Genomic DNA, 19384 nt, shown 5'->3' on the forward strand with positions numbered 1-19384 from the left:
CATCAAAAAAATGCAATTAATTGAATTATTAAACAGAATTCCAGTTTTAGAAATTCACGGCGACAATACCCGTGAAGTTTCCGCATTGGTATTCGACAGCAGAAAGGTTTCCGAAAACGCTCTTTACATTGCGGTGAGAGGAACGGTTGTGGATGGACATTCATTTATTGAGTCTTCTGTAGAAAAAGGGGCAAAAACAATTGTTTGTGAAGAATTTCCGGAAAGCCTGGATGAAAACGTTACCTATGTTAAAGTAAAAGATTCATCAAAAGCTTTAGGACAGTTAGCCTCGAATTTTTATGGAAATCCGTCACAAAAACTAAAGCTGATCGGAGTTACGGGAACTAATGGCAAGACATCGGTTTCTACCCTTCTGTTTGATGTTTTCAAAAACTTAGGGTATAATTCTGCCCTACTTTCAACTGTGGAGATTAGAATCGGAGAAGAAATAATTCCCGCAACCCATACTACTCCTGATGTGATTACGATCAATCGGATCTTAGCAAAAGCAGTGGAATCAGGTTGTGAATTTGCCTTCATGGAAGTAAGCTCTCACGGGATTTCTCAAAACAGAATTGAAGGATTACATTTTAAGATAGCCGGATTTACCAACCTTACACACGATCATTTAGATTATCATAAAACATTTGATGACTACCTGAAAACGAAAAAAAGGTTTTTTGATGAGCTGGAAGATTCAGCTGTTGCTATCACCAATATGGATGATAAAAACGGAAACGTGATGCTTCAAAATACAAAAGCAAAGAAAATTTCTTATGCTTTGAAAACGATGGCTGATTATCACGGAAAACTTCTGGAAGTTGATTTCAATGGAATGTTATTGAATTTCAACGGAAAAGAATTCTGGACCACTTTAACAGGTAGGTTTAATGTCTATAATCTCTTGCTTGTTTTCGGAATTGCATCTGAACTTGGTTTTGAACAGGGTGAAATCCTTCAGGCCATCAGCAAGCTAAAAAGAGTTTCCGGAAGATTTGAAACCTTTAAATCCGATGGCGGAATATTCTTTATCGTAGACTATGCCCACACACCGGACGCTTTGGAAAATATCCTGGACAGCATTAATGATATCAGGACAAAAAATGAAAGACTGATTACCGTTTTTGGATGTGGGGGCGACAGAGATCACTCCAAAAGACCTGAAATGGGAAATATTGCCACTAAAAAATCAACCCTGGCAATCATCACTTCAGATAACCCGAGAACAGAAGATCCGGCACAGATTATAAAAGAAATTGAAGCAGGCGTTGAACCTCAGAACTTCAGCAAATACACTTCAATTCCCGATAGAAAAGAAGCCATAAAAATGGCCATAAAGTTTGCAGAACCGAAAGATATTGTTCTCGTAGCCGGAAAAGGACACGAAAACTATCAGGAGATTAATGGTGTAAAACATCATTTTGACGACAAAGAAGTAATTAATGAGCTTTGGAAATTGATGAGCAAATAGAATTAATTTAAAAATTGAAGGATTTAAAAATTTAAAATTCAGAAGATGACAAAAAATTTCGAAAACTTCCCTGTTTACAGCAAGAGTTTAGATTTAATTGTGAGCATTTATAAATTCCTTCAAAATCAAAGCTTAGAAAAAGAATTTGAATTTAATAATCAAATAAAAAGAGCCGGTTTTCCAATATCAAATAATATTGCAGAAGGCTCTGAATATAATAATAACAGACAATTTATTAAATATTTGAAAATTGCAAAAGGCAGTTGCGCTGAAGTTAGAAGTATGATGATCGTAAGTAAAAGATTAAAATTAGAAGATGAAAATGTAGCTGAAGAAATAATTAATCTCTCAAGAGAAATTTCTTCAAATATCTCAAACTTTATTAAATATTTAAAAGAGAATATTGAAAGAAAATAGAATCTTTAAATTCTTAAATAAATTAAATCTTTAAATTAAAAAAAGAAGCATGCTATACTATCTATACGAATATCTTACCAACCATGGAATCCACATCCCGGGACTCGGAATGTTAAAATACATTTCCTTCCGTGCCGGAATAGCGGTTCTATTATCTCTTACCATCGCTCTTGTCTACGGAAAAAGAATCATCAACTATCTGAGAGCAAAACAGATGGGAGAATTGGTACGTGATCTTGGATTAGACGGACAAAAACAAAAAGAAGGAACTCCTACAATGGGAGGACTGATCATTATTCTTGCAACCCTAATTCCGGTTTTGCTGTTTACAAGAATTACAAATGTTTACATCGTCCTTCTGATTGTTTCGGTTATTTGGATGGGTGCGATTGGTTTTGTGGATGATTATTTGAAGAAGGTTAAAAAAAATAAAGACGGGTTAAGCGGGAAATTTAAAATTGTAGGTCAGGTCGGATTAGGGTTAATCGTCGGAGTTACAATGTATTTCCATCCTGACATTACCGTAAAAAGAAAATATGCAGATGCCAAAGTGGTAAACAGAAATAATGTGGAACAGAATTTTATGCCTACGGAAAAAATCACTGTTTCTACCGTTCCTTTCGCTAAAAATAATGAGTTCGATTACAGCGGAATGCTTTTCTGGATGAATGATAAAGATGCTCACGAATGGGCCTGGATCGTTTTCATCCCGATTGTAATTTTCATCGTAACAGCCGTTTCAAACGGTGCCAATATCACCGATGGAATTGACGGCCTTGCAGCAGGAACCAGTGCAGTCATATTGCTTGCCCTCGCATTTTTCACCTACGTTTCCGGGAACATCATCTTTGCAGATTATCTCAATATCATGTTCCTCCCCAATATGGGTGAAACGACGATTTTTGTTGTCGCCATGGTGGGTGCCGTAATCGGTTTCTTCTGGTATAATACCTATCCGGCACAGGTTTTTATGGGTGATACGGGAAGTTTGATGCTGGGCGGTGTGATTGCTGTTTTAGCGATTATTTTAAGAAAAGAATTAATGATTCCCGTTTTGTGCGGAATCTTCTTAATCGAAAACATATCTGTAATGCTGCAGGTCATTGTTTTCAAATACAGAAAAAGAAAATATGGGCTGGAATATGCCCAGAACAATAGATTATTTAAAATGTCTCCGTTACATCATCATTATCAGAAAGAAGGTTTCCACGAAAGCAAAATAGTGAACAGGATGATAATCATCGGTGTAATGTTGGCAATTGTATGTCTCATCACATTAAAAATGAGATAAACTTTGTAAAAAGTAAAATGTATTGACGTATTAATGATTTAAAAATACATAAATACAATGTACATAAATACAGAAAATTGATATGAAAATAGTTGTTTTAGGAGGTGGAGAAAGCGGATGCGGCGCTGCTTATTTGGCTAAAAAGAAAGGTTTGGAAGTATTTCTTTCAGACAAGGGGGCCATTAAGGATAACTATAAGCAGTTTCTGACTGAAAATGATATTGAATTTGAAGAAGAAAATCATGACGAAGAAAGAATTCTGAATGCCGACTGGATTGTAAAAAGTCCGGGAATTCCTAAAAAAGCGGATATCATTCACAAAATTCATCTGAAAGGAATCAGGCTTTCCTCCGAAATAGAATTTGCTTCGGAATTTACGAATGCAAAAATTATTGCGATCACGGGAAGCAATGGAAAAACAACAACAACGTCTCTGATCTATTACATCCTTAAAAGCGATGGAATGAATGTAGGCTTAGGCGGAAATATCGGCTACAGTTTTGCAAAACAGGTTGCTGATGAAAACCATGAATATTATGTTCTGGAAGTAAGTTCTTTTCAGCTGGATGATATTCAGAATTTCAGGCCATATATTTCTTTGCTGTTGAATTTATCACAGGATCACCTCGATCAGTATAACTACAACTACGAAGAATATGCATTGGCAAAATTCAGAATAGCCGAAAATCAGGAGAATGATAATTTTTTCATCTACAATAAGGATGATGAAATGAGCAAAAATATTCTTGAAAAGCTGGAGATCAAAGCGAAAATGATCCCTTTCTCAACAAAAGAAAGTCTGAGTGAGGGAGGTTTTATAGACAATGATGCCTTGGTGGTTAAGCTGAAAGACCAATTCTCCATGAAAATTGAAGAATTGTCTTTACTGGGAAACCACAATGTTGCCAATAGCCTCGCAGCTTCAATCGCCGGTAAAATATTAGAAATCAGCAATGAAAGCATAAGAAATTCATTAATGACTTTCCAGGCGGTGGAGCACAGGCTCGAATTTGTAACTGAAATTGATGGCGTAAAATACATCAACGACAGCAAAGCAACGAATGTAAATGCAACCTACTATGCCTTAGAAAGCATGAAAACGCCTACGGTTTGGATCGTCGGTGGACAGGATAAAGGGAATGATTACTCGGAAATTGAGGATCTCGTTAAGAGAAAAGTGAAAGCAATAGTCTGCCTGGGAATTGATAATCAGAAGATTATCAACTTCTTTAAAGACAAAAAAGAGTTTATTTATGACACCTCAAGCATGGAAGAAGCAGTAAGAATATCAAAATCGCTGGCAAAAAACGGAGATACCGTTTTATTATCCCCATGCTGTGCAAGTTTTGATTTATTCAAAAGCTATGAAGACAGAGGCCGTCAGTTTAAAGAACAGGTTTTAAAAAATTAGGAATAGGTAGGAATGTAGTAACGTATTAATGATTTTAACTCATCAATACATTTTACATCAATACGTGAATACAATAATATGGACGAACAGAACACAGAAAGCAGATTCGAGTTTCTAAAGGGCGATAAAGTACTTTGGATGGTCATTCTTGTGATCTCCATTTTCTCTATCTTCCCTGTATATTCTGCAAGTTCGAATCTCGAATATATCGTTAATAACGGGACTACAACAGGTCACGTTATCAAGCATATGTTCTTCGTAGTGTTAGGGTTGGGAATCATGAGACTGGTAGGAACCGTAAAATACGAATACATCGGAAAGCTCAGCAGTATCCTGCTCGGTTTAATGATTGTTTTATTAGTGGTGACTATGTTTACGGGACAAACCATCGATGGAGCAAGTGCTTCAAGATGGCTTAAAATTCCGGGAACACCCATTTCGTTCCAGCCATCGTCATTCGCATTCTTAATGTTAATCATCTACCTGTGCAGATATTTAACCAAGAAAATAACGCGTGAAAGGCTGCCGATAGAAAACATTATGTACATCTTTGGGCCAATTCTACTTGTCTTTGTATTGGTGGCAAAAGATAATGGTTCCACGGCATTAATGATTTTAATGGTTTCCGTGGTGGTTTTGATTATAGGACAGCTTCACTGGAAATACATTGCAGGATTTATTTCCGCATCATTTGTAGCCATTGTTTTATTCCTGCTGATTGCATTGAATACAAACATGATCGGTGGAAACCGTGTACATACCTGGATGAGCCGTGTGGAAACATTTACCTCAAGCAAGGCAAAAACAGCAGATGTAGATGATGAAAGTGTAAAAGCAAAAAATTATCAGGTAATGCAGGCGAAAGCAGCCATCGTTCACGGTGGAATTACAGGAATGGGACCAGGGAAAAGTGCTTTAAAACAAATGCTTCCCCAATCTGCCTCGGATTTTATTTTCGCAGTAATTGTAGAAGAATACGGAGTAATTGGTGCCGTTTTCCTGATAAGTTTATATTTGATTATGATCATCCGAATTGTAATGATAGCCAGTAAAATGCCTGCCTTTTTCGGGTCCTTGCTCGTTCTCAGCCTCGGAGTGATGATTTTTATACAGCTTTCAGTCAATATTGCAGTAGCCATTAATCTGATTCCGGTAACGGGACAGCCTCTTCCCTTAATAAGTTACGGGGGAACATCAATGCTGGTAACCTATTTGCAACTGGGAATTATTTTAAATATAAGCTCAAGAATTCAGATCTATGATGAAGAAGGAATGGGCAAAAAACAAAGCGTAGCAGAAATAAACGATATCGCATAATATAAAACGAAAAGAGTCCCAACTGGACGATTTAACAAAAAATAGGATGCAGTCCTGTACAAGAAAAAAAATGAACAAAAAACTAAAAATAGTATTATCCGGAGGCGGAACAGGAGGACACATCTTCCCGGCTATCGCTATTGCAGATGAGATCAGAAAAAGATTTCCTGATGCAGAATTTTTGTTCATCGGAGCCAACGGAAAAATGGAAATGGAAAAAGTTCCACAAGCCGGCTATAAAATTGAAGGCATTGATATCGCCGGAATCGACAGGGGAAATATGCTGTCGAATTTAGGACTTCCATTCAAAATTTTGAAAAGCCTGTCAAAATCCAAAAGGATCATTAGAAACTTTGCTCCGGATTTTGCAGTGGGAACCGGAGGCTTTGCAAGCGGACCGGCCCTTTACGAAGCAAGCAAAATGGGAATCCCGATTTTTATTCAGGAGCAGAATGCCCATGCAGGAGTGACCAATAAAATATTAAGCAAAAAAGCAAAAGCCGTTTTCACAGCCTATCCGAAAGTAGAAGGTTTCCCGACAGAGAAAATAAAATTTCTGGGCAATCCTATCCGTGAAAATATTATTTCAGGAATGGAAGAAACCGGGGCTGCCAAAGAAAAAATGGGGCTGAATAAAGATAAGCTGACCATTCTTTCCGTAGGCGGTTCTTTAGGTTCAAGAACATTGAACAATGCCTGGAAATCTCATTTAAAAGAAATCATTGGTAAAGATTATCAATTGATCTGGCAGACAGGAAAACTGGATTATAAAGAAATTTCTGAAACAGTCATGCTGAGTGAAACCGAAGCATCTCAAATTCAGATAAAAGAATTCATAAAAGATATGGAAACCGCTTATTCTGCAGCAGACATTATCGTTTCAAGAGCCGGAGCCATTGCCATTTCAGAGCTTGCGGTTGCCCAGAAGCCGGTTTTACTGGTTCCTTTCCCGTTTGCAGCGGAAGACCATCAAACCAAAAATGCAATGAATCTGGTAGAAAAAAATGCAGCCAGAATGGTGAAAGATTCCGAAATGCAGGAGAAATTCTGGAACACTCTGGAAGAGATCTGCGGAAGTGAAAACTTAAGAAAAGAAATGTCTGAAAACCTTAAATATTTTGCAAAGCCCAACGCAGCAAAAGAAATTGTAGATGAAATAATAAAAAAAATATAACCCCAAAAAACAACTACTATGAAAACTAAATTACTGACAACCCTGTTGATTTGCTTTTTAGTAAATCTGTTTACAGCACAAACGCTTGTAAAACCGGCAGATATTAATATTTCAGCTATTGCTACCCATTTGAAAGGCAAAGGCTATGAAATTTTAGAATAGAAAGATACTTTTATTAAGATAAGTAATAAAGACAAGGCTACCCTTTTTATGGATATAGATACAGGGAAGAAGTACATTAATATGAATGTAAATATTCTTTTGAATAAAGGTGTAAGCAAAGAGAAAATTGATAATCTTCTAAATGAGATCAATGGCCTTGCAATGATAAAAGCTGATTATCTGGCCAATCAGAACGCGATAGGTTTCCAGTATTATTTCTGGATCGCCAATGGGTTTACGTATGAAACATTAGAAGACGCCATATTGGAATTCTTTTTATACCAGGGAGACTCATATGCACTGGATAAAGAAAAGCTTTTCAATTATCAATAATTATAGAGAAAAATGAAATTATTAGAAACATATCAGACTTTTTACTTCGTTGGAATCGGGGGCATCGGAATGAGTGCCCTGGCCCGCTACTTTAACGCATCAGGCAAAAAAGTTTTGGGCTACGATAAAACCAACACCAAGCTCACTCAGCAACTGATGAATGAGGGAATCGATATTGTTTTTAATGATGTTATTGATGAAAAAATAACCTCGCTTCAAAATGAAAGCACATTGGTAATCTATACCCCTGCCATTAAAGTATTGAGTATTCTGGATTATTTCAATCAGCAGCAGTTTGAAGTATTAAAGCGGGCAAAAGTTTTAGGATTAATTACCGAAAACACAGAATGCATCGCGGTTGCAGGAACCCATGGTAAAACAACAACCTCTACCCTGGTTTCTCATTTGTGCAAAGAAGCTGATTTGCCGTTTTCATGCTTTCTCGGTGGAATTTCTGAAAACTTTAAATCGAATTTCCTTTACAATGGAACAAAATATTCAGTGGTAGAAGCCGATGAGTACGACAGAAGTTTCCTTAATCTTTCCCCGGACTGGGCGGTAATCACATCAACAGATGCCGATCACCTCGATATTTACGGAGATAAAAGCCATATTGAAGAAGGATTCAGACAATTTGCTGCTTTAGTTCCTGAAGATAAACAGCTATTTGTAAGAAAAGGCATTGAAATAGGGAGAGATCATCACACCTACGCTGTAAACGAAGTAGCCGATTATTATTCAGATAATCTCCGTATGGATTATGATAAGATCTATTTTGATTTTCATACCCCTACAGAAACAATAAAAGATTTCATCTGGGAAATTCCGGGCATTCATAATGTGGAAAATGCTACCGTTGCACTGGCTATTCTCCACAATTTAGGTGTTGACTTTGAAACATTGAAAAAAGCGATCGCCAATTTTAAAGGAATTAAAAGAAGATATACCAAACATAATTATCAAAACGGTAAAATCTATATCGATGACTATGCGCACCATCCCACAGAGATCAATGCCGTAGTAAGCTCGATAAAGACATTTTACCCGGATAAAAAGCTCCTGGTGGTTTTCCAGCCGCATTTATTCAGCAGAACAAGAGATTTTGCAGATGGTTTTGCAGAAAGCCTGAGCAATTCCGATGAACTGATCTTACTGGATATTTACCCGGCAAGAGAACTTCAGGAAAACTTTGAAGGAATTACTTCAGACTGGCTGTTGGAAAAAGTGACACTGGATAAAAAACAAGTATCTGCTTTATCAGATGCATTTGAAAAAATAAAAGAAAAAGATTTTGACATCCTTCTCACCGTAGGCGCAGGAAATATAGACACCCTGTATGATCCTATCTGTGAATGGCTAGGTTTTGTACAAAGTACATTGTAAAATGTATTTTGTATAAAAAGTGAAAAATAATAATATAACATAATTAATACATTGTACTTTTTACATTATACATTGTACATAAAAATATGAAGAATAAATACAGAATATTAAAAATTGCTATCACAGTAATCATTCTAGGATTCCTGCTGAGTTTCTCGTTGAAGAGATTCAGTGGTCAGAAGATTACGGATAATAAGATTTCTGTAAAAATGAATGAAAAAACTCCGGTATACTTCATTGATGAAAAGGATATTAAAGAAATTGTAAAAAAAGAAAACCCGTCTGGAAAAGTAGGAGAATTGAATATTCCGGCTCTGGAAAAGAAAATCAATGCCCTTCCGGCAGTGGACAGTGCCAATGTATATTTGAACCTGAATGGAAAGCTCAATCTGGATATCAAGCAAAGAGTTCCGGTTTTCAGGTTGAATAAAGACGGAAAAGATTTTTATGTAGACGGAAAAGGAGTGGAATTTCCGATCTCCAGAACCTACTCACATCCGTGTATGCTGGTAACCGGAAATGTAAATCCGGATGAATATAAAAAACTGGCTGAACTGGTTGGGAAAATTGATAAAGATGATTTCAGTAAAAAGTATTTCATTGGAATATCAAAATATAAAGATGATTACAATCTTTTGACCAGTGAAGGAAATTACAGAGTGGAAATCGGCGATTTAGACAATATTGAATTTAAAGTAAAAGGCTTTAAAACATTTGTTGAAAAATATCTGGTCTATCAGGATCCTCAGAAATACAATATGGTCTCTGTAAAATACCAGAATCAGATTGTAACCACTTTAAATCCTTACTTCAAAGAAAACGACAGTATTCTGAAAGCAGGAAATAAAGAGCTGGCAAAAGCTCCGGCGTCGGCAGCTGTAAAGAAAACAGAAGTAAAACCAAAGCCGGCAGAAATAAAAAAATCAGGTTCTGCTTCATCAAAACCGAAGGAGAGCACAAAACCTAAAGCAACAAGACCGAAGGAAACAAAAAAAGCAACGGAAAAGAAACCGGCAGCAAAGCCGAAAGCAAAAGTTAAAATAGAATAAAAGAGTCCTGAAAGGACCATTTAATAAAAAATAGGATGCAAACCCTATTAACAGAATAAAAAATCAAATCGATATAGACAAATGGAAAATCAAGAGTATTCAGTAGGTCTGGACATCGGGACAACAAAGATAGTCGCGATTGTCGGAAGAAGGAATGCACACGGGAAAATTGAAGTTCTCGGTGTAGGGAAGGCCAAAAGTCTTGGAGTTCATAAAGGGATTGTGAATAACATTTCACAAACCATTAATTCAATCAAAGCGGCTGTGGCTGAAGCACAGTCCAGCGCAGGAGTTCCTATCCGTAAAGTAACGGTAGGTATTGCAGGAAAACACATCCGTTCACTGCAGCACTCCGATTATATTATGCGTGAACATCCGGACAAATTTATTACAGATGACGACATCGAAGCATTAAAAGATCAGGTCAAGAAGCTGGTCATGCTTCCCGGTGAAGAAATTATCCATGTACTTCCTCAAGAATATAAAGTGGATTCCGAAGGTGAAATTCAGGAGCCTGTGGGTATGCACGGTAAACGTTTAGAAGCTAATTTCCACGTTGTAGTAGGACAGATGGGAAGTATCCGGAACATCGCAAGATGCGTAAGAGAAGCCGGACTGGAAATGGAAGCCCTTACTTTAGAACCGTTAGCCTCTTCTGAAGCCGTTCTTACAAAAGAAGAAAAAGAAGCCGGAGTTGCCATCGTAGACATTGGTGGCGGTACTACTGATATCGCTATTTTCAAAGACAATATCATTCGTCATACCTGCGTAATTCCTTATGGTGGCGGGATTATTACTGAAGATATCAAAGAAGGCTGTTCCATTATTGAGAAACATGCAGAACAACTGAAAGTAAAATTCGGATCCGCAGTTCCGGAACTGGAAAAAGACAGCACTTTTGTAACCATTCCCGGGCTTCACGGCAGACCGGATAAAGAAATTTCCCTTAAAACCCTTGCTCAGATTATCAATGCAAGAGTAGAAGAAATTCTCGAAATGGTCAATACTGAGCTGAAAGCTTACGGAGCCTTTGAACAGAAGAAAAAACTGATTGCAGGAATCGTTCTTACAGGAGGTGGTTCCAATTTAAAGCATCTTCGTCAGCTGGCAAACTATACAACAGGTTTTGACAGCAGAATCGGTTTTGCCAACGAATATATCGCCAACGATAAAAACCAGTATCTGAAAGGTCCGGAATTTGCAACTTCCATTGGATTATTAATGGAAAGTTTAAAAATCAGGGATAAAAAGCAGAATATAATAGATGAAGAAGAACCAATTCAGGAAAAACCTCAGCAGGAAACTGTCGTAAATTCTCCTGAAACTTCTGCAGCTATTCAGCAGACAATGCCGGTTCAGGAACAGGAAGTTGTCAACCAGCAACAGGAAAACAAAAGAGCGAAGCTGACATTCGGCCAGTCGCTAATGGAAAAAGTAAAAAAATTCTTTGAAGAAGTAGAATAAAAATAGATGATGAATGATAAAAGATTAATGATTCTCTCATCAACTATCATTTATTATTTATCGATTATAAATTTTTAAAAATTATAATTATGGAAAATATAGGGACACAAGGATTTTCATTTGATTTACCAAAAGGAAATTCATCGATCATAAAAGTAATTGGTGTTGGTGGCGGTGGAAACAATGCCCTGAAACACATGTACGAAAAAGGGATTCACGGTGTTGATTTCGTGATCTGTAATACAGATGCCCAGACTTTAGATAATAATCCCGTTGCCAACAAGGTTCAGCTGGGAACTACAATCACAGAAGGACTTGGTGCAGGCGCCGATCCTGAAGTTGGAGAGAAATCTGCGATCGAAAGTATCGAAGAAATCAAAGCTGCCATGGGACAAAACACCAAAATGGTTTTCATTACTGCAGGAATGGGTGGTGGAACCGGAACCGGTGCAGCTCCTGTTATTGCAAAGGTGGCAAAAGACATGGGCATCTTAACGGTAGGAATCGTTACCGTTCCTTTCAGCTTTGAAGGTAAAAGAAGACTTGAACAGGCCGAAAACGGTCTTGATAAATTAAGAAACAACGTTGATTCATTAATCGTAATCAACAATGATAAACTGAGACAGCAATTCGGAAACCTTGGTTTCAAACAGGGATTCTCAAAAGCCGATGAAGTTTTAACCAATGCCGCTAAAGGAATGGCAGAAGTTATTACCGGTTACTTTGATGTAAACATTGACTTTAGAGATGCTAAATCTGTACTTCAGAACTCCGGTACGGCCCTTATGTCTACAGGTACGGCTTCAGGAGAAAATAAAGCCGAAGAAGCAGTAAGAAAAGCTCTTGATTCCCCGTTATTGAATGACAATAAAATTACAGGTGCCAAGAATGTATTGCTATTGATCAGAAGCGGTGCGGAAGAAGTAACGATGGACGAGATCGGTATCATCATGGATCATATCCAGAAAGAAGCAGGAAATACTGCAGACATCATCTTTGGAGTTGGTGCCGATGAAGAATTAGGAGATGCAGTAAGCGTACTTGTGATTGCTACCGGTTTTTCAAATGATAACCAAAAGTTTTCAGGACCGACGGAAAAAATCAGAATCGGTTTAAATGACAGATTGGAAGCTCCTAAAACTTCCCCTTTTAAAACAAGAGAAGAAAGAGAAGTTGTTCCTGAGCAGGGATATGATTTTGGAGGGAAAAACCTTTTCAGATTAGATGACGAAGACCAGGAGAATCCAAAATTCACGGTTACGTCTACTGAAAAAAAAATGATTATCGAGGATGAAGACGTTAAAACGGAAATAAAATCTTTTGATAACGAAGAAGATACACTTGACAATCCCGTTCAGAGCTGGAGAAATGAAGACGTAAGCGAGGACGACTCTTATAACTTATTCTCTTTTGATGAAGACCATGATCCTAATGATTTAGAGATCCAGTCGTTCTCATTTGAAACAGAAGAAAAGAAAGAAGAGCCTAAAACAAATACTTTCACCAATACTTACTCTGAAGAAAAACCGGTAGAGTTCAGCTTCTTTGTGAATGAGCCTGTCAGCAATGAGCCTAAAACCGATTTTGGACAGCCAAAAGCCGAGTTTAATGCTCCAACTGCTGCTGTTACTCAAATCGCAGAAGAAACTACTCAGAAAGTCGAAAGTTTCTTTCCTGCAAAAGAAGAACCTAAGGTAGAAGAAAAGCCTGTTTTTGAAAATAAAACAGAAATTGAAACTCCAAAGCCTTCTGAAAGTGAATTCACTTTTGTGAATAAAACGGTAGATCAGGAAAGAGTAATAGAAAGAAGAAATAAGTTAAAAGAATTCAATTCCCGTTATCAGAGCTTTGATGCAACGAATGAGTTCGAATCTGTTCCCGCTTTCAAAAGAAAAAACATCTCTATTGACGGAACGAATGCTTCAGACCAGAATATCAATACTTATCTGTCTGAAAATAATGGTTCCATGCAGGTGAGAGAAAACAGATTTTTAAATAAAGACGTAGACTAGAATTAAACGTATTAATGTACTTATGTAAAATGTATTAATGATCTTAAGTACTTATTTTACATATTTAATCGTTACTACATTAATACATTTTACATAATACAAATTGAATAAATGAGTTTAGAAAATACCATAAGTGAAGCCATAAAAACGGCAATGAGAGAAAAAGACAGAGTAGCTCTGGACTCTCTTCGTGCCGTAAAAGCCCAGATCCTTCTTCTGAAAACGGAAGCCATAGGTGCTGAAGTTTCAGCAGAACAGGAAATAGCAATTTTACAAAGAATGATCAAGCAGCGTAAGGATTCTTACGAGCAGTTTTCCGCACAGGGAAGACAGGATCTTGCGGAAGTAGAAGAAGCTCAGATGAAAGTTATCGAACAGTTTCTTCCAAAACAGCTTTCTGCAGAAGAACTGGAAGCTGAAATGAAGAATATTATTTCAGAAACCGGTGCCGAATCAATGAAAGATTTAGGAAAGGTAATGGGAGTTGCCTCAAAAACATTAGCCGGAAAGTCAGATGGAAAAAGTATTTCCGAAATGGCTAAAAAACTCCTTTCATAGTTGAGGATTAAAAGTTGAGAGTTGTCGGAACCTTTCTTTCAACAATCAGCCGGAAAGAATCAATTATTTTAAAAAGGATATTCAACCTTTGCATATCGATTTGATTAAAGAAGCCCGGAACTTGTCAGTTCCGGGCTTCATTTTATTAAAAGTTTTCGATTTAATCTGCTTTCTTATACAGAATTAAATACGTCATTAGGTCGAGGGAAGGGGTTAAATACTTTTTTCATGGTTATTTGTTTTCAGAATCATTTCAAATTTAATAATAAATTTTCACTATTCATAGTATTAATTCATAATATTTTCAATATAGTTAAGTAATCATCAGAACGACGGTTTTTTGTCATTCTGTTTTCCTAACGATTTAATAGTTTTTATAAATTGAAGAAAAGTAAAGAATTGTTTAACTTTGCATTGATTAAAAAACAAAAATATGTATCCAACAGATTTAGTAATGCCGATGAAGGCTGAACTTACAGATAAAGGTTTTGAAGATTTAACAACTCCTACACAGGTAGAAGAAGCTTTAAAACAATCAGGGACTACTCTATTAGTGATCAATTCCGTATGCGGGTGTGCAGCAGGAGCAGCAAGACCGGGAGTTGTATATTCTTTAACCGGAGATAAAAAACCTGATCATTTAACCACTGTTTTTGCAGGCTTTGATACAGAAGCTGTAGTAGAAGCAAGAAAACATCTGGCACCATTTCCTCCAAGCTCACCATGTGTGGCGCTTTTTAAAGACGGAGAATTGGTTCATATGTTAGAAAGACATCATATTGAAGGAAATCCTGCAGGAGCTATTGCAGCCAACCTTCAGGCAGCTTATGATGAATACTGCTAAGAAACAATAAATCCAGATATTTGACCGTTACATATTTTGTAGCGGTTTTTTATTTTTCACAATAAAAATTCGCTGAAAATCCAAATATCATTATATTTGTTGTAATGGCAACGAAGGCACTTTTCAATACTGTGGTTAACTGGTTTATCCGCCAAAGGATAGATCAGATACAGAATTTCATGAACCATCCTATTGAAACCCAGAAAGGTATATTATTTTCACAGTTATTTCATGCTGAAGATACTGAATACGGAAAACTGTATGGATTCAACTCTATCTCAAGTTATCAGGACTTTAAAAACAAAGTTCCGGTTGTTACTTATGAAGATTTTGAACCTTATATTGAAAAAGCCAGACAGGGTCATAAAGATGTAAGCTGGCCCGGCAGCATCAAGCATTTTGCTAAATCTTCCGGAACCACCAATGCCAAAAGCAAATTTATCCCCATTTCAGCTGAAAGCCTTGAATATTGTCACCTGAAGGCGGGAAAGGATATGGTTTCCATCTATGCCAATAACCATCCTGAAAATCAGCTTTTCACCAATAAAAATTTACGTTTGGGCGGAAGCTCTGAGCTCTACGCTGATTTTAATACAAAATTCGGCGATTTATCCGCTATTTTAATTGATAATCTCCCGTTCTGGGTAGAAATTACTACGACTCCCAGTAAAAAAGTTTCGCTGATGGGTGAATGGGAAAGTAAATTAAGAGCAATTATCTCAGAAGTTAAAAATGAAGATGTAGGAAGTATCCTGGGAGTTCCAAGCTGGATGATGGTTCTTTTACAAAGGGTTTTAAAAGAAACTGATGTTAAAAATATTTCAGAGCTATGGCCTAACCTGGAGGTATTTTTCCATGGCGGAATCAGCTTTAAACCTTATAGAGAGCAATACAGAAACATTATCGGAAAAAACATCAATTACTATGAAATCTATAATGCTTCCGAAGGCTTCTTTGGAATCCAGGACAGATCTGACAGTGATGAAATGCTTTTAATGCTTGATTATGGTATTTTTTACGAATTTATTCCGATGGATCAGTTTCATTTTTCCAATCCGAAAGTCGTAAACCTGGAAGAGGTGGAAATCGGGAAAAATTATGCAATGGTCATTACCACTAATGGCGGACTGTGGAGATATTTAATCGGAGATACCGTTATATTTACCTCCATCAATCCTTTCAGAATAAAAATCACGGGAAGAACCAAGCATTATATCAATGCTTTTGGGGAAGAATTAATGATCACCAATGTAGAATCAGCTCTTTCAAAAGCTTGTGAGGTAACGGGTGCCTGTATTACAGATTTCACGGGAGCGCCTGTTTTTATGAAAGAAAATGAAAGCGGTGCTCATGAGTGGATTTTCGAATTCAGTGAAAAACCGAACGATTTAGAATGCTTTATCGATTCTTTTGACCAGCATTTAAAAGCCATCAATTCCGATTATGAGGCTAAAAGATATAACAGTATGACCCTAAAAAGACCGATCGTGCATATTGCAAAGCCTAATTTATTCTATCACTGGCTCGAATCTAAAGGAAAGCTCGGCGGACAGAATAAAGTTCCGAGGTTAAGCAATGATAGAGAATATATCGATCCTTTATTGGAATTAAACAAATAAAAAACCGCAGTCAATTCTGCGGTTTTCTTTTATTTCTTTAAATCCTCTTTTAATTTTTTCGCTCCTTCCTCTACTTTTGAAGCTCCTTTGGCCGCAGCATCTTTTACGTCTTTTCCTACTTTGTTGGCTTCGGTCTTAATATCCTGCCCTGCTTGATGAAGATCTTCTTTCGTCTTGTCTGCAGTTGCGTCAATCTTATCTTTCGCTTTCTGAGCAGCCTCGTCTATCTTATTTCCGGCTTCATCAACTTTGGTCTGAACATTTTCTTTGGCCTGGTTAATTTTTGCCGTATCAACACCTACTCCATCTTGAACGGTTGTTGTGGTAGTGGTAACCGATCCGTCAGGATTTTCTACCTGTTCCGTTTTTGTTGTTGATTTTTTACAAGATACAACGATTACTGAGATCATTAGCGCAGTTAAAATTTGTTTTTTCATACTTTTATATTTAATGTTTTTATTTAAATTAATGAAAGCTTTATTTAAGTGGAAGCTCCCGGTTTCTGAGCCAGCTGTTTTTTCTCCTGCTCATTTTTCTTTTTTTCTTCTTCCTGCTTTTTCTTATTCTCTTTTTCCAGCTCTTCTTTGATACGCTTTTCTTCTTCCTGAAGTTTTAAGGCTTCTTTTACCGAATCCTGGTATTTCTGGGAAGACATTCTGATCTGGCGTACAACATCTATGGAAGTTGCTCCCGACGAGAAAGAATCAATCGCAGTAGTATCATAATGCACTTTTACCTCTTGTCCCATATCTACAGCTGCCGACTCTTTTTTAGAACAGGCCGTAAGCAAAACGAAAAAAGTAAAGGCTGCAAATAGCAAATTTTTCATGGAACTAATTTAGCAGAAATTCCGCAATTACCGGATAATGATCAGATAATTTAACAGAGCTGTCTACTTTGTAGCTTAAAGGAATGATATCTTTTGAAGTAAAGATATAATCTATTCTCAAAGGAACTTTATAATCATGAAAGCTGGATGACTGCCCGTTTCCTACTTTTAAAAAAGCATCTTCCAGGTTTTTCCCTAAATTATAATATTCATAGGAATTGGGAACTGAATTAAAATCACCCGCCAAAATCACCGGATACGGAGAATAATCTACCGCCTTTCTGATTTTTTTAATCTGATCTTCATGAGCTTTAAACGTGGGCGTCATATGAGAAAGCAGTGTCCCTATCTTTTTCGATTCCTTTTCAAAGCCATTAAATGCAAACATAGATTTATTGAGTCTGAATGGCTCCAGATAGATATTTACGACCCTTACAATCTTGCCATTAATATCTACATCGGCATAAAAAGAATTCCCTCTTGATTTATCATCTATCAGCTCTTCCTGTCTTACGATTTTATGCTTCGTTTTTAAGATTACCGTTGGATATTTTACCATATCCTGTCTTAAGGCCCTGTTGGTATCTTTTTCCTGAATCAGAATAATATCTGCATTCTGATCACGGATGTATTTCTTAACCTTATCCCAACCGAATTCTCCGTACTTCACATTAAAGGTTAGCACTTTGATATCCCGTATTGATTTATAATTTTCGCTTTTTGGAGAGAAATTAATCCATCGTCTTATAGGATTGTAGAAAATAAAAGTTCCCAAAAGAAAAACTATAGCAATTTTTTTTCTTTTGAAAGCCCAAACCGCCGTTAATATAATGTGGGCAAGAATCAGATATGGAAAGCCAAGAGAAAGCAGATTCAGGTTCCCTAAAATATTAGGTGGCACCCAAGCATTCCCTAAAGTACACAAGAGTAAAACAATAATTGCAATATGTGAAAATAGCAGTATCTGATTCGGCTTCATGAAAAAACGGTCTAATTCCTTATTTTTATCAAAAACCCTACCATTATTTTAAAAGTTAACTAATTTTATGAAAATCAATCATTTAATTTAAAATCAGCAATTACAGGATAGTGATCGGAAAGCTTTACAGAACGGTCTACACGGTAGTTTATGGGCTGTATCGATTTTGAGGTGAAAATATAATCAATCCTCAACGGAAATTTATAATCATGGAAACTGGTTCCGCTTCCTCGTCCTACCTTAAAAAAGGCATCTTCCAAACCTTCCGACAAATGATAATATTCATAAGAATTCGGAACGGAGTTGAAATCACCGGTTAAAATTACCGGATAAGGAGATTCATCTATTCCTTTTCTAATCATGGCAACCTGCTCCTGATGCATTTTAAATGTCGGAATAAGTCGTTTAACAATATTCTTCAGTTTCTGCTCATCTTTATCGCTGTCTCCATTCAGTTTAACCATGCTTTTTTCAAACTTAAACGGCTGCAGATAGGTATTGATAAAACGATAAGTTTTCCCTTTTATTTCAATATCCGTCTGATCTGCAAAAACATTATAACTCTTATAATCTCCTATTAGTTCCTTCCTTTCAACAATTTTATATTTTGAATAAATGGAAACAGCTGCCATTGTTTTGTCTCCTGTTCTTAAATCTTTAAACCCATATTCTTTACCAAAATCTTCCTGTAATAACAAAATATCCGCTCCCGAATGATCAATATATTCTTTAATATTTTTAAGCCCGAAAGTGCCTCCCTTTACATTGAGAGAAATAATCTTAAGATTGGGAGTCTCTTTAGGTACAGAAGAATAATTAACCCATCTTTTAACGGGATTTATAAAAAAGAGGCCTAAAAGCATAAACAGGAAAACTCTTTTTTTCCAACTGAAAAGCCAGAAAACAGTTAATAAAATGTAGGTTATCATTAAAACCGGAAATCCCAGCGAGAGTAAATTAAACCATGGAAATACTTTCGGAGGGACATAAGCATTAAGCAATACGCACAATAAAAGAAGGAATATCCCTGAATGAAGTATTAAAAGTATGAGTCTGAAAACTTTCACAAGA

General features: G+C 36.7%; 19 protein-coding genes. 15 read left to right on the plus strand and 4 right to left on the minus strand.

What is annotated here, in order from left to right:
* Positions 1–10 precede the first annotated feature (10 nt).
* The 15 genes from AB8P06_RS00795 (at position 11) to AB8P06_RS00865 (ending at position 16505) form a co-directional block, all read left to right on the plus strand.
* The gene (locus tag AB8P06_RS00795) at positions 11–1471 is read left to right on the plus strand and encodes a UDP-N-acetylmuramoyl-L-alanyl-D-glutamate--2,6-diaminopimelate ligase (protein WP_369836582.1); all 1461 of its coding nucleotides are present in this window, start codon (positions 11–13) and stop codon (positions 1469–1471) included.
* Positions 1472–1516: 45 nt separating this feature from the next.
* The gene (locus AB8P06_RS00800; protein ID WP_369836584.1) at positions 1517–1888 is read left to right on the plus strand and encodes a four helix bundle protein; all 372 of its coding nucleotides are present in this window, start codon (positions 1517–1519) and stop codon (positions 1886–1888) included.
* A gap of 49 nt (positions 1889–1937) precedes the next feature.
* Positions 1938–3179, plus strand: coding sequence for a phospho-N-acetylmuramoyl-pentapeptide-transferase (gene mraY / locus AB8P06_RS00805; RefSeq protein WP_007841983.1), 1242 nt, complete (start codon positions 1938–1940; stop codon positions 3177–3179).
* Positions 3180–3261: 82 nt separating this feature from the next.
* Entirely contained in the window at positions 3262–4590 is a 1329-nt protein-coding gene (murD, locus tag AB8P06_RS00810; RefSeq protein ID WP_369836587.1) for a UDP-N-acetylmuramoyl-L-alanine--D-glutamate ligase, read from the plus strand.
* A 78-nt stretch (positions 4591–4668) separates the two neighbouring features.
* Positions 4669–5907: an FtsW/RodA/SpoVE family cell cycle protein gene (locus tag AB8P06_RS00815; protein WP_369836590.1), complete on the plus strand. Its 1239-nt coding sequence runs from the start codon at positions 4669–4671 to the stop codon at positions 5905–5907.
* Between the two features lie 70 nt (positions 5908–5977).
* On the plus strand, positions 5978–7081 hold the full coding sequence (gene murG / locus AB8P06_RS00820; RefSeq protein WP_369836593.1) for an undecaprenyldiphospho-muramoylpentapeptide beta-N-acetylglucosaminyltransferase: 1104 nt from the start codon (positions 5978–5980) through the stop codon (positions 7079–7081).
* An 18-nt stretch (positions 7082–7099) separates the two neighbouring features.
* Complete coding sequence (locus AB8P06_RS00825; protein ID WP_369836595.1) at positions 7100–7243, plus strand: hypothetical protein; 144 nt, start codon at positions 7100–7102, stop codon at positions 7241–7243.
* Positions 7244–7291: 48 nt separating this feature from the next.
* Positions 7292–7576 carry a hypothetical protein gene (locus AB8P06_RS00830; RefSeq protein WP_369836598.1) on the plus strand — a complete coding sequence of 95 codons (285 nt, stop codon included), beginning with the start codon at positions 7292–7294 and terminating at the stop codon, positions 7574–7576.
* 12 nt (positions 7577–7588) lie between these two features.
* Complete coding sequence (murC, locus tag AB8P06_RS00835; protein ID WP_369836601.1) at positions 7589–8959, plus strand: UDP-N-acetylmuramate--L-alanine ligase; 1371 nt, start codon at positions 7589–7591, stop codon at positions 8957–8959.
* A gap of 86 nt (positions 8960–9045) precedes the next feature.
* Positions 9046–10008 (plus strand): cell division protein FtsQ/DivIB, encoded by a 963-nt coding sequence (locus AB8P06_RS00840; protein ID WP_369836604.1) that lies wholly within the window; start codon positions 9046–9048, stop codon positions 10006–10008.
* A gap of 81 nt (positions 10009–10089) precedes the next feature.
* On the plus strand, positions 10090–11472 hold the full coding sequence (gene ftsA, locus AB8P06_RS00845) for a cell division protein FtsA (RefSeq protein WP_369836607.1): 1383 nt from the start codon (positions 10090–10092) through the stop codon (positions 11470–11472).
* An 89-nt stretch (positions 11473–11561) separates the two neighbouring features.
* A complete protein-coding gene (gene ftsZ, locus AB8P06_RS00850; RefSeq protein WP_369836610.1) occupies positions 11562–13484 on the plus strand; it encodes a cell division protein FtsZ in 1923 nt (640 codons plus the stop codon).
* A 111-nt stretch (positions 13485–13595) separates the two neighbouring features.
* Positions 13596–14042, plus strand: coding sequence for a GatB/YqeY domain-containing protein (locus AB8P06_RS00855; protein ID WP_369836613.1), 447 nt, complete (start codon positions 13596–13598; stop codon positions 14040–14042).
* Between the two features lie 433 nt (positions 14043–14475).
* Positions 14476–14886: a BrxA/BrxB family bacilliredoxin gene (locus AB8P06_RS00860; RefSeq protein WP_090000116.1), complete on the plus strand. Its 411-nt coding sequence runs from the start codon at positions 14476–14478 to the stop codon at positions 14884–14886.
* Positions 14887–14990: 104 nt separating this feature from the next.
* Positions 14991–16505, plus strand: a complete 1515-nt coding sequence (locus AB8P06_RS00865) for a GH3 auxin-responsive promoter family protein (protein WP_369836615.1) — start codon at positions 14991–14993, stop codon at positions 16503–16505.
* Positions 16506–16534: 29 nt separating this feature from the next.
* On the opposite strand, the gene AB8P06_RS00870 is transcribed toward AB8P06_RS00865, so the two are convergent.
* From AB8P06_RS00870 to AB8P06_RS00885, 4 genes are all read right to left on the minus strand, one after another.
* Positions 16535–16942, minus strand: a complete 408-nt coding sequence (locus AB8P06_RS00870; RefSeq protein ID WP_369836618.1) for a hypothetical protein — start codon at positions 16940–16942, stop codon at positions 16535–16537.
* 44 nt (positions 16943–16986) lie between these two features.
* A complete protein-coding gene (locus AB8P06_RS00875) occupies positions 16987–17334 on the minus strand; it encodes a hypothetical protein (RefSeq protein ID WP_369836620.1) in 348 nt (115 codons plus the stop codon).
* Between the two features lie 4 nt (positions 17335–17338).
* Positions 17339–18313: an endonuclease/exonuclease/phosphatase family protein gene (locus AB8P06_RS00880; RefSeq protein WP_369836623.1), complete on the minus strand. Its 975-nt coding sequence runs from the start codon at positions 18311–18313 to the stop codon at positions 17339–17341.
* Positions 18314–18387: 74 nt separating this feature from the next.
* The gene (locus tag AB8P06_RS00885; protein ID WP_369836626.1) at positions 18388–19380 is read right to left on the minus strand and encodes an endonuclease/exonuclease/phosphatase family protein; all 993 of its coding nucleotides are present in this window, start codon (positions 19378–19380) and stop codon (positions 18388–18390) included.
* Between the last annotated feature and the right edge of the window lie 4 nt (positions 19381–19384).

This window comes from Chryseobacterium tongliaonense (genome assembly GCF_041224435.1).
Lineage (GTDB): Bacteria > Bacteroidota > Bacteroidia > Flavobacteriales > Weeksellaceae > Chryseobacterium > Chryseobacterium tongliaoense.

Bases quoted from the DNA above. Each gene is read 5' to 3' on its own strand.
- AB8P06_RS00795 (WP_369836582.1), top strand. From the start codon at position 11: ATGCAATTAATTGAATTATTAAACAGAATTCCAGTTTTAGAAATTCAC.
- AB8P06_RS00800 (WP_369836584.1), top strand. From the start codon at position 1,517: ATGACAAAAAATTTCGAAAACTTCCCTGTTTACAGCAAGAGTTTAGAT.
- mraY (WP_007841983.1), top strand. From the start codon at position 1,938: ATGCTATACTATCTATACGAATATCTTACCAACCATGGAATCCACATC.
- murD (WP_369836587.1), top strand. From the start codon at position 3,262: ATGAAAATAGTTGTTTTAGGAGGTGGAGAAAGCGGATGCGGCGCTGCT.
- AB8P06_RS00815 (WP_369836590.1), top strand. From the start codon at position 4,669: ATGGACGAACAGAACACAGAAAGCAGATTCGAGTTTCTAAAGGGCGAT.
- murG (WP_369836593.1), top strand. From the start codon at position 5,978: ATGAACAAAAAACTAAAAATAGTATTATCCGGAGGCGGAACAGGAGGA.
- AB8P06_RS00825 (WP_369836595.1), top strand. From the start codon at position 7,100: ATGAAAACTAAATTACTGACAACCCTGTTGATTTGCTTTTTAGTAAAT.
- AB8P06_RS00830 (WP_369836598.1), top strand. From the start codon at position 7,292: ATGGATATAGATACAGGGAAGAAGTACATTAATATGAATGTAAATATT.
- murC (WP_369836601.1), top strand. From the start codon at position 7,589: ATGAAATTATTAGAAACATATCAGACTTTTTACTTCGTTGGAATCGGG.
- AB8P06_RS00840 (WP_369836604.1), top strand. From the start codon at position 9,046: ATGAAGAATAAATACAGAATATTAAAAATTGCTATCACAGTAATCATT.
- ftsA (WP_369836607.1), top strand. From the start codon at position 10,090: ATGGAAAATCAAGAGTATTCAGTAGGTCTGGACATCGGGACAACAAAG.
- ftsZ (WP_369836610.1), top strand. From the start codon at position 11,562: ATGGAAAATATAGGGACACAAGGATTTTCATTTGATTTACCAAAAGGA.
- AB8P06_RS00855 (WP_369836613.1), top strand. From the start codon at position 13,596: ATGAGTTTAGAAAATACCATAAGTGAAGCCATAAAAACGGCAATGAGA.
- AB8P06_RS00860 (WP_090000116.1), top strand. From the start codon at position 14,476: ATGTATCCAACAGATTTAGTAATGCCGATGAAGGCTGAACTTACAGAT.
- AB8P06_RS00865 (WP_369836615.1), top strand. From the start codon at position 14,991: ATGGCAACGAAGGCACTTTTCAATACTGTGGTTAACTGGTTTATCCGC.
- AB8P06_RS00870 (WP_369836618.1), bottom strand. From the start codon at position 16,942: ATGAAAAAACAAATTTTAACTGCGCTAATGATCTCAGTAATCGTTGTA.
- AB8P06_RS00875 (WP_369836620.1), bottom strand. From the start codon at position 17,334: ATGAAAAATTTGCTATTTGCAGCCTTTACTTTTTTCGTTTTGCTTACG.
- AB8P06_RS00880 (WP_369836623.1), bottom strand. From the start codon at position 18,313: ATGAAGCCGAATCAGATACTGCTATTTTCACATATTGCAATTATTGTT.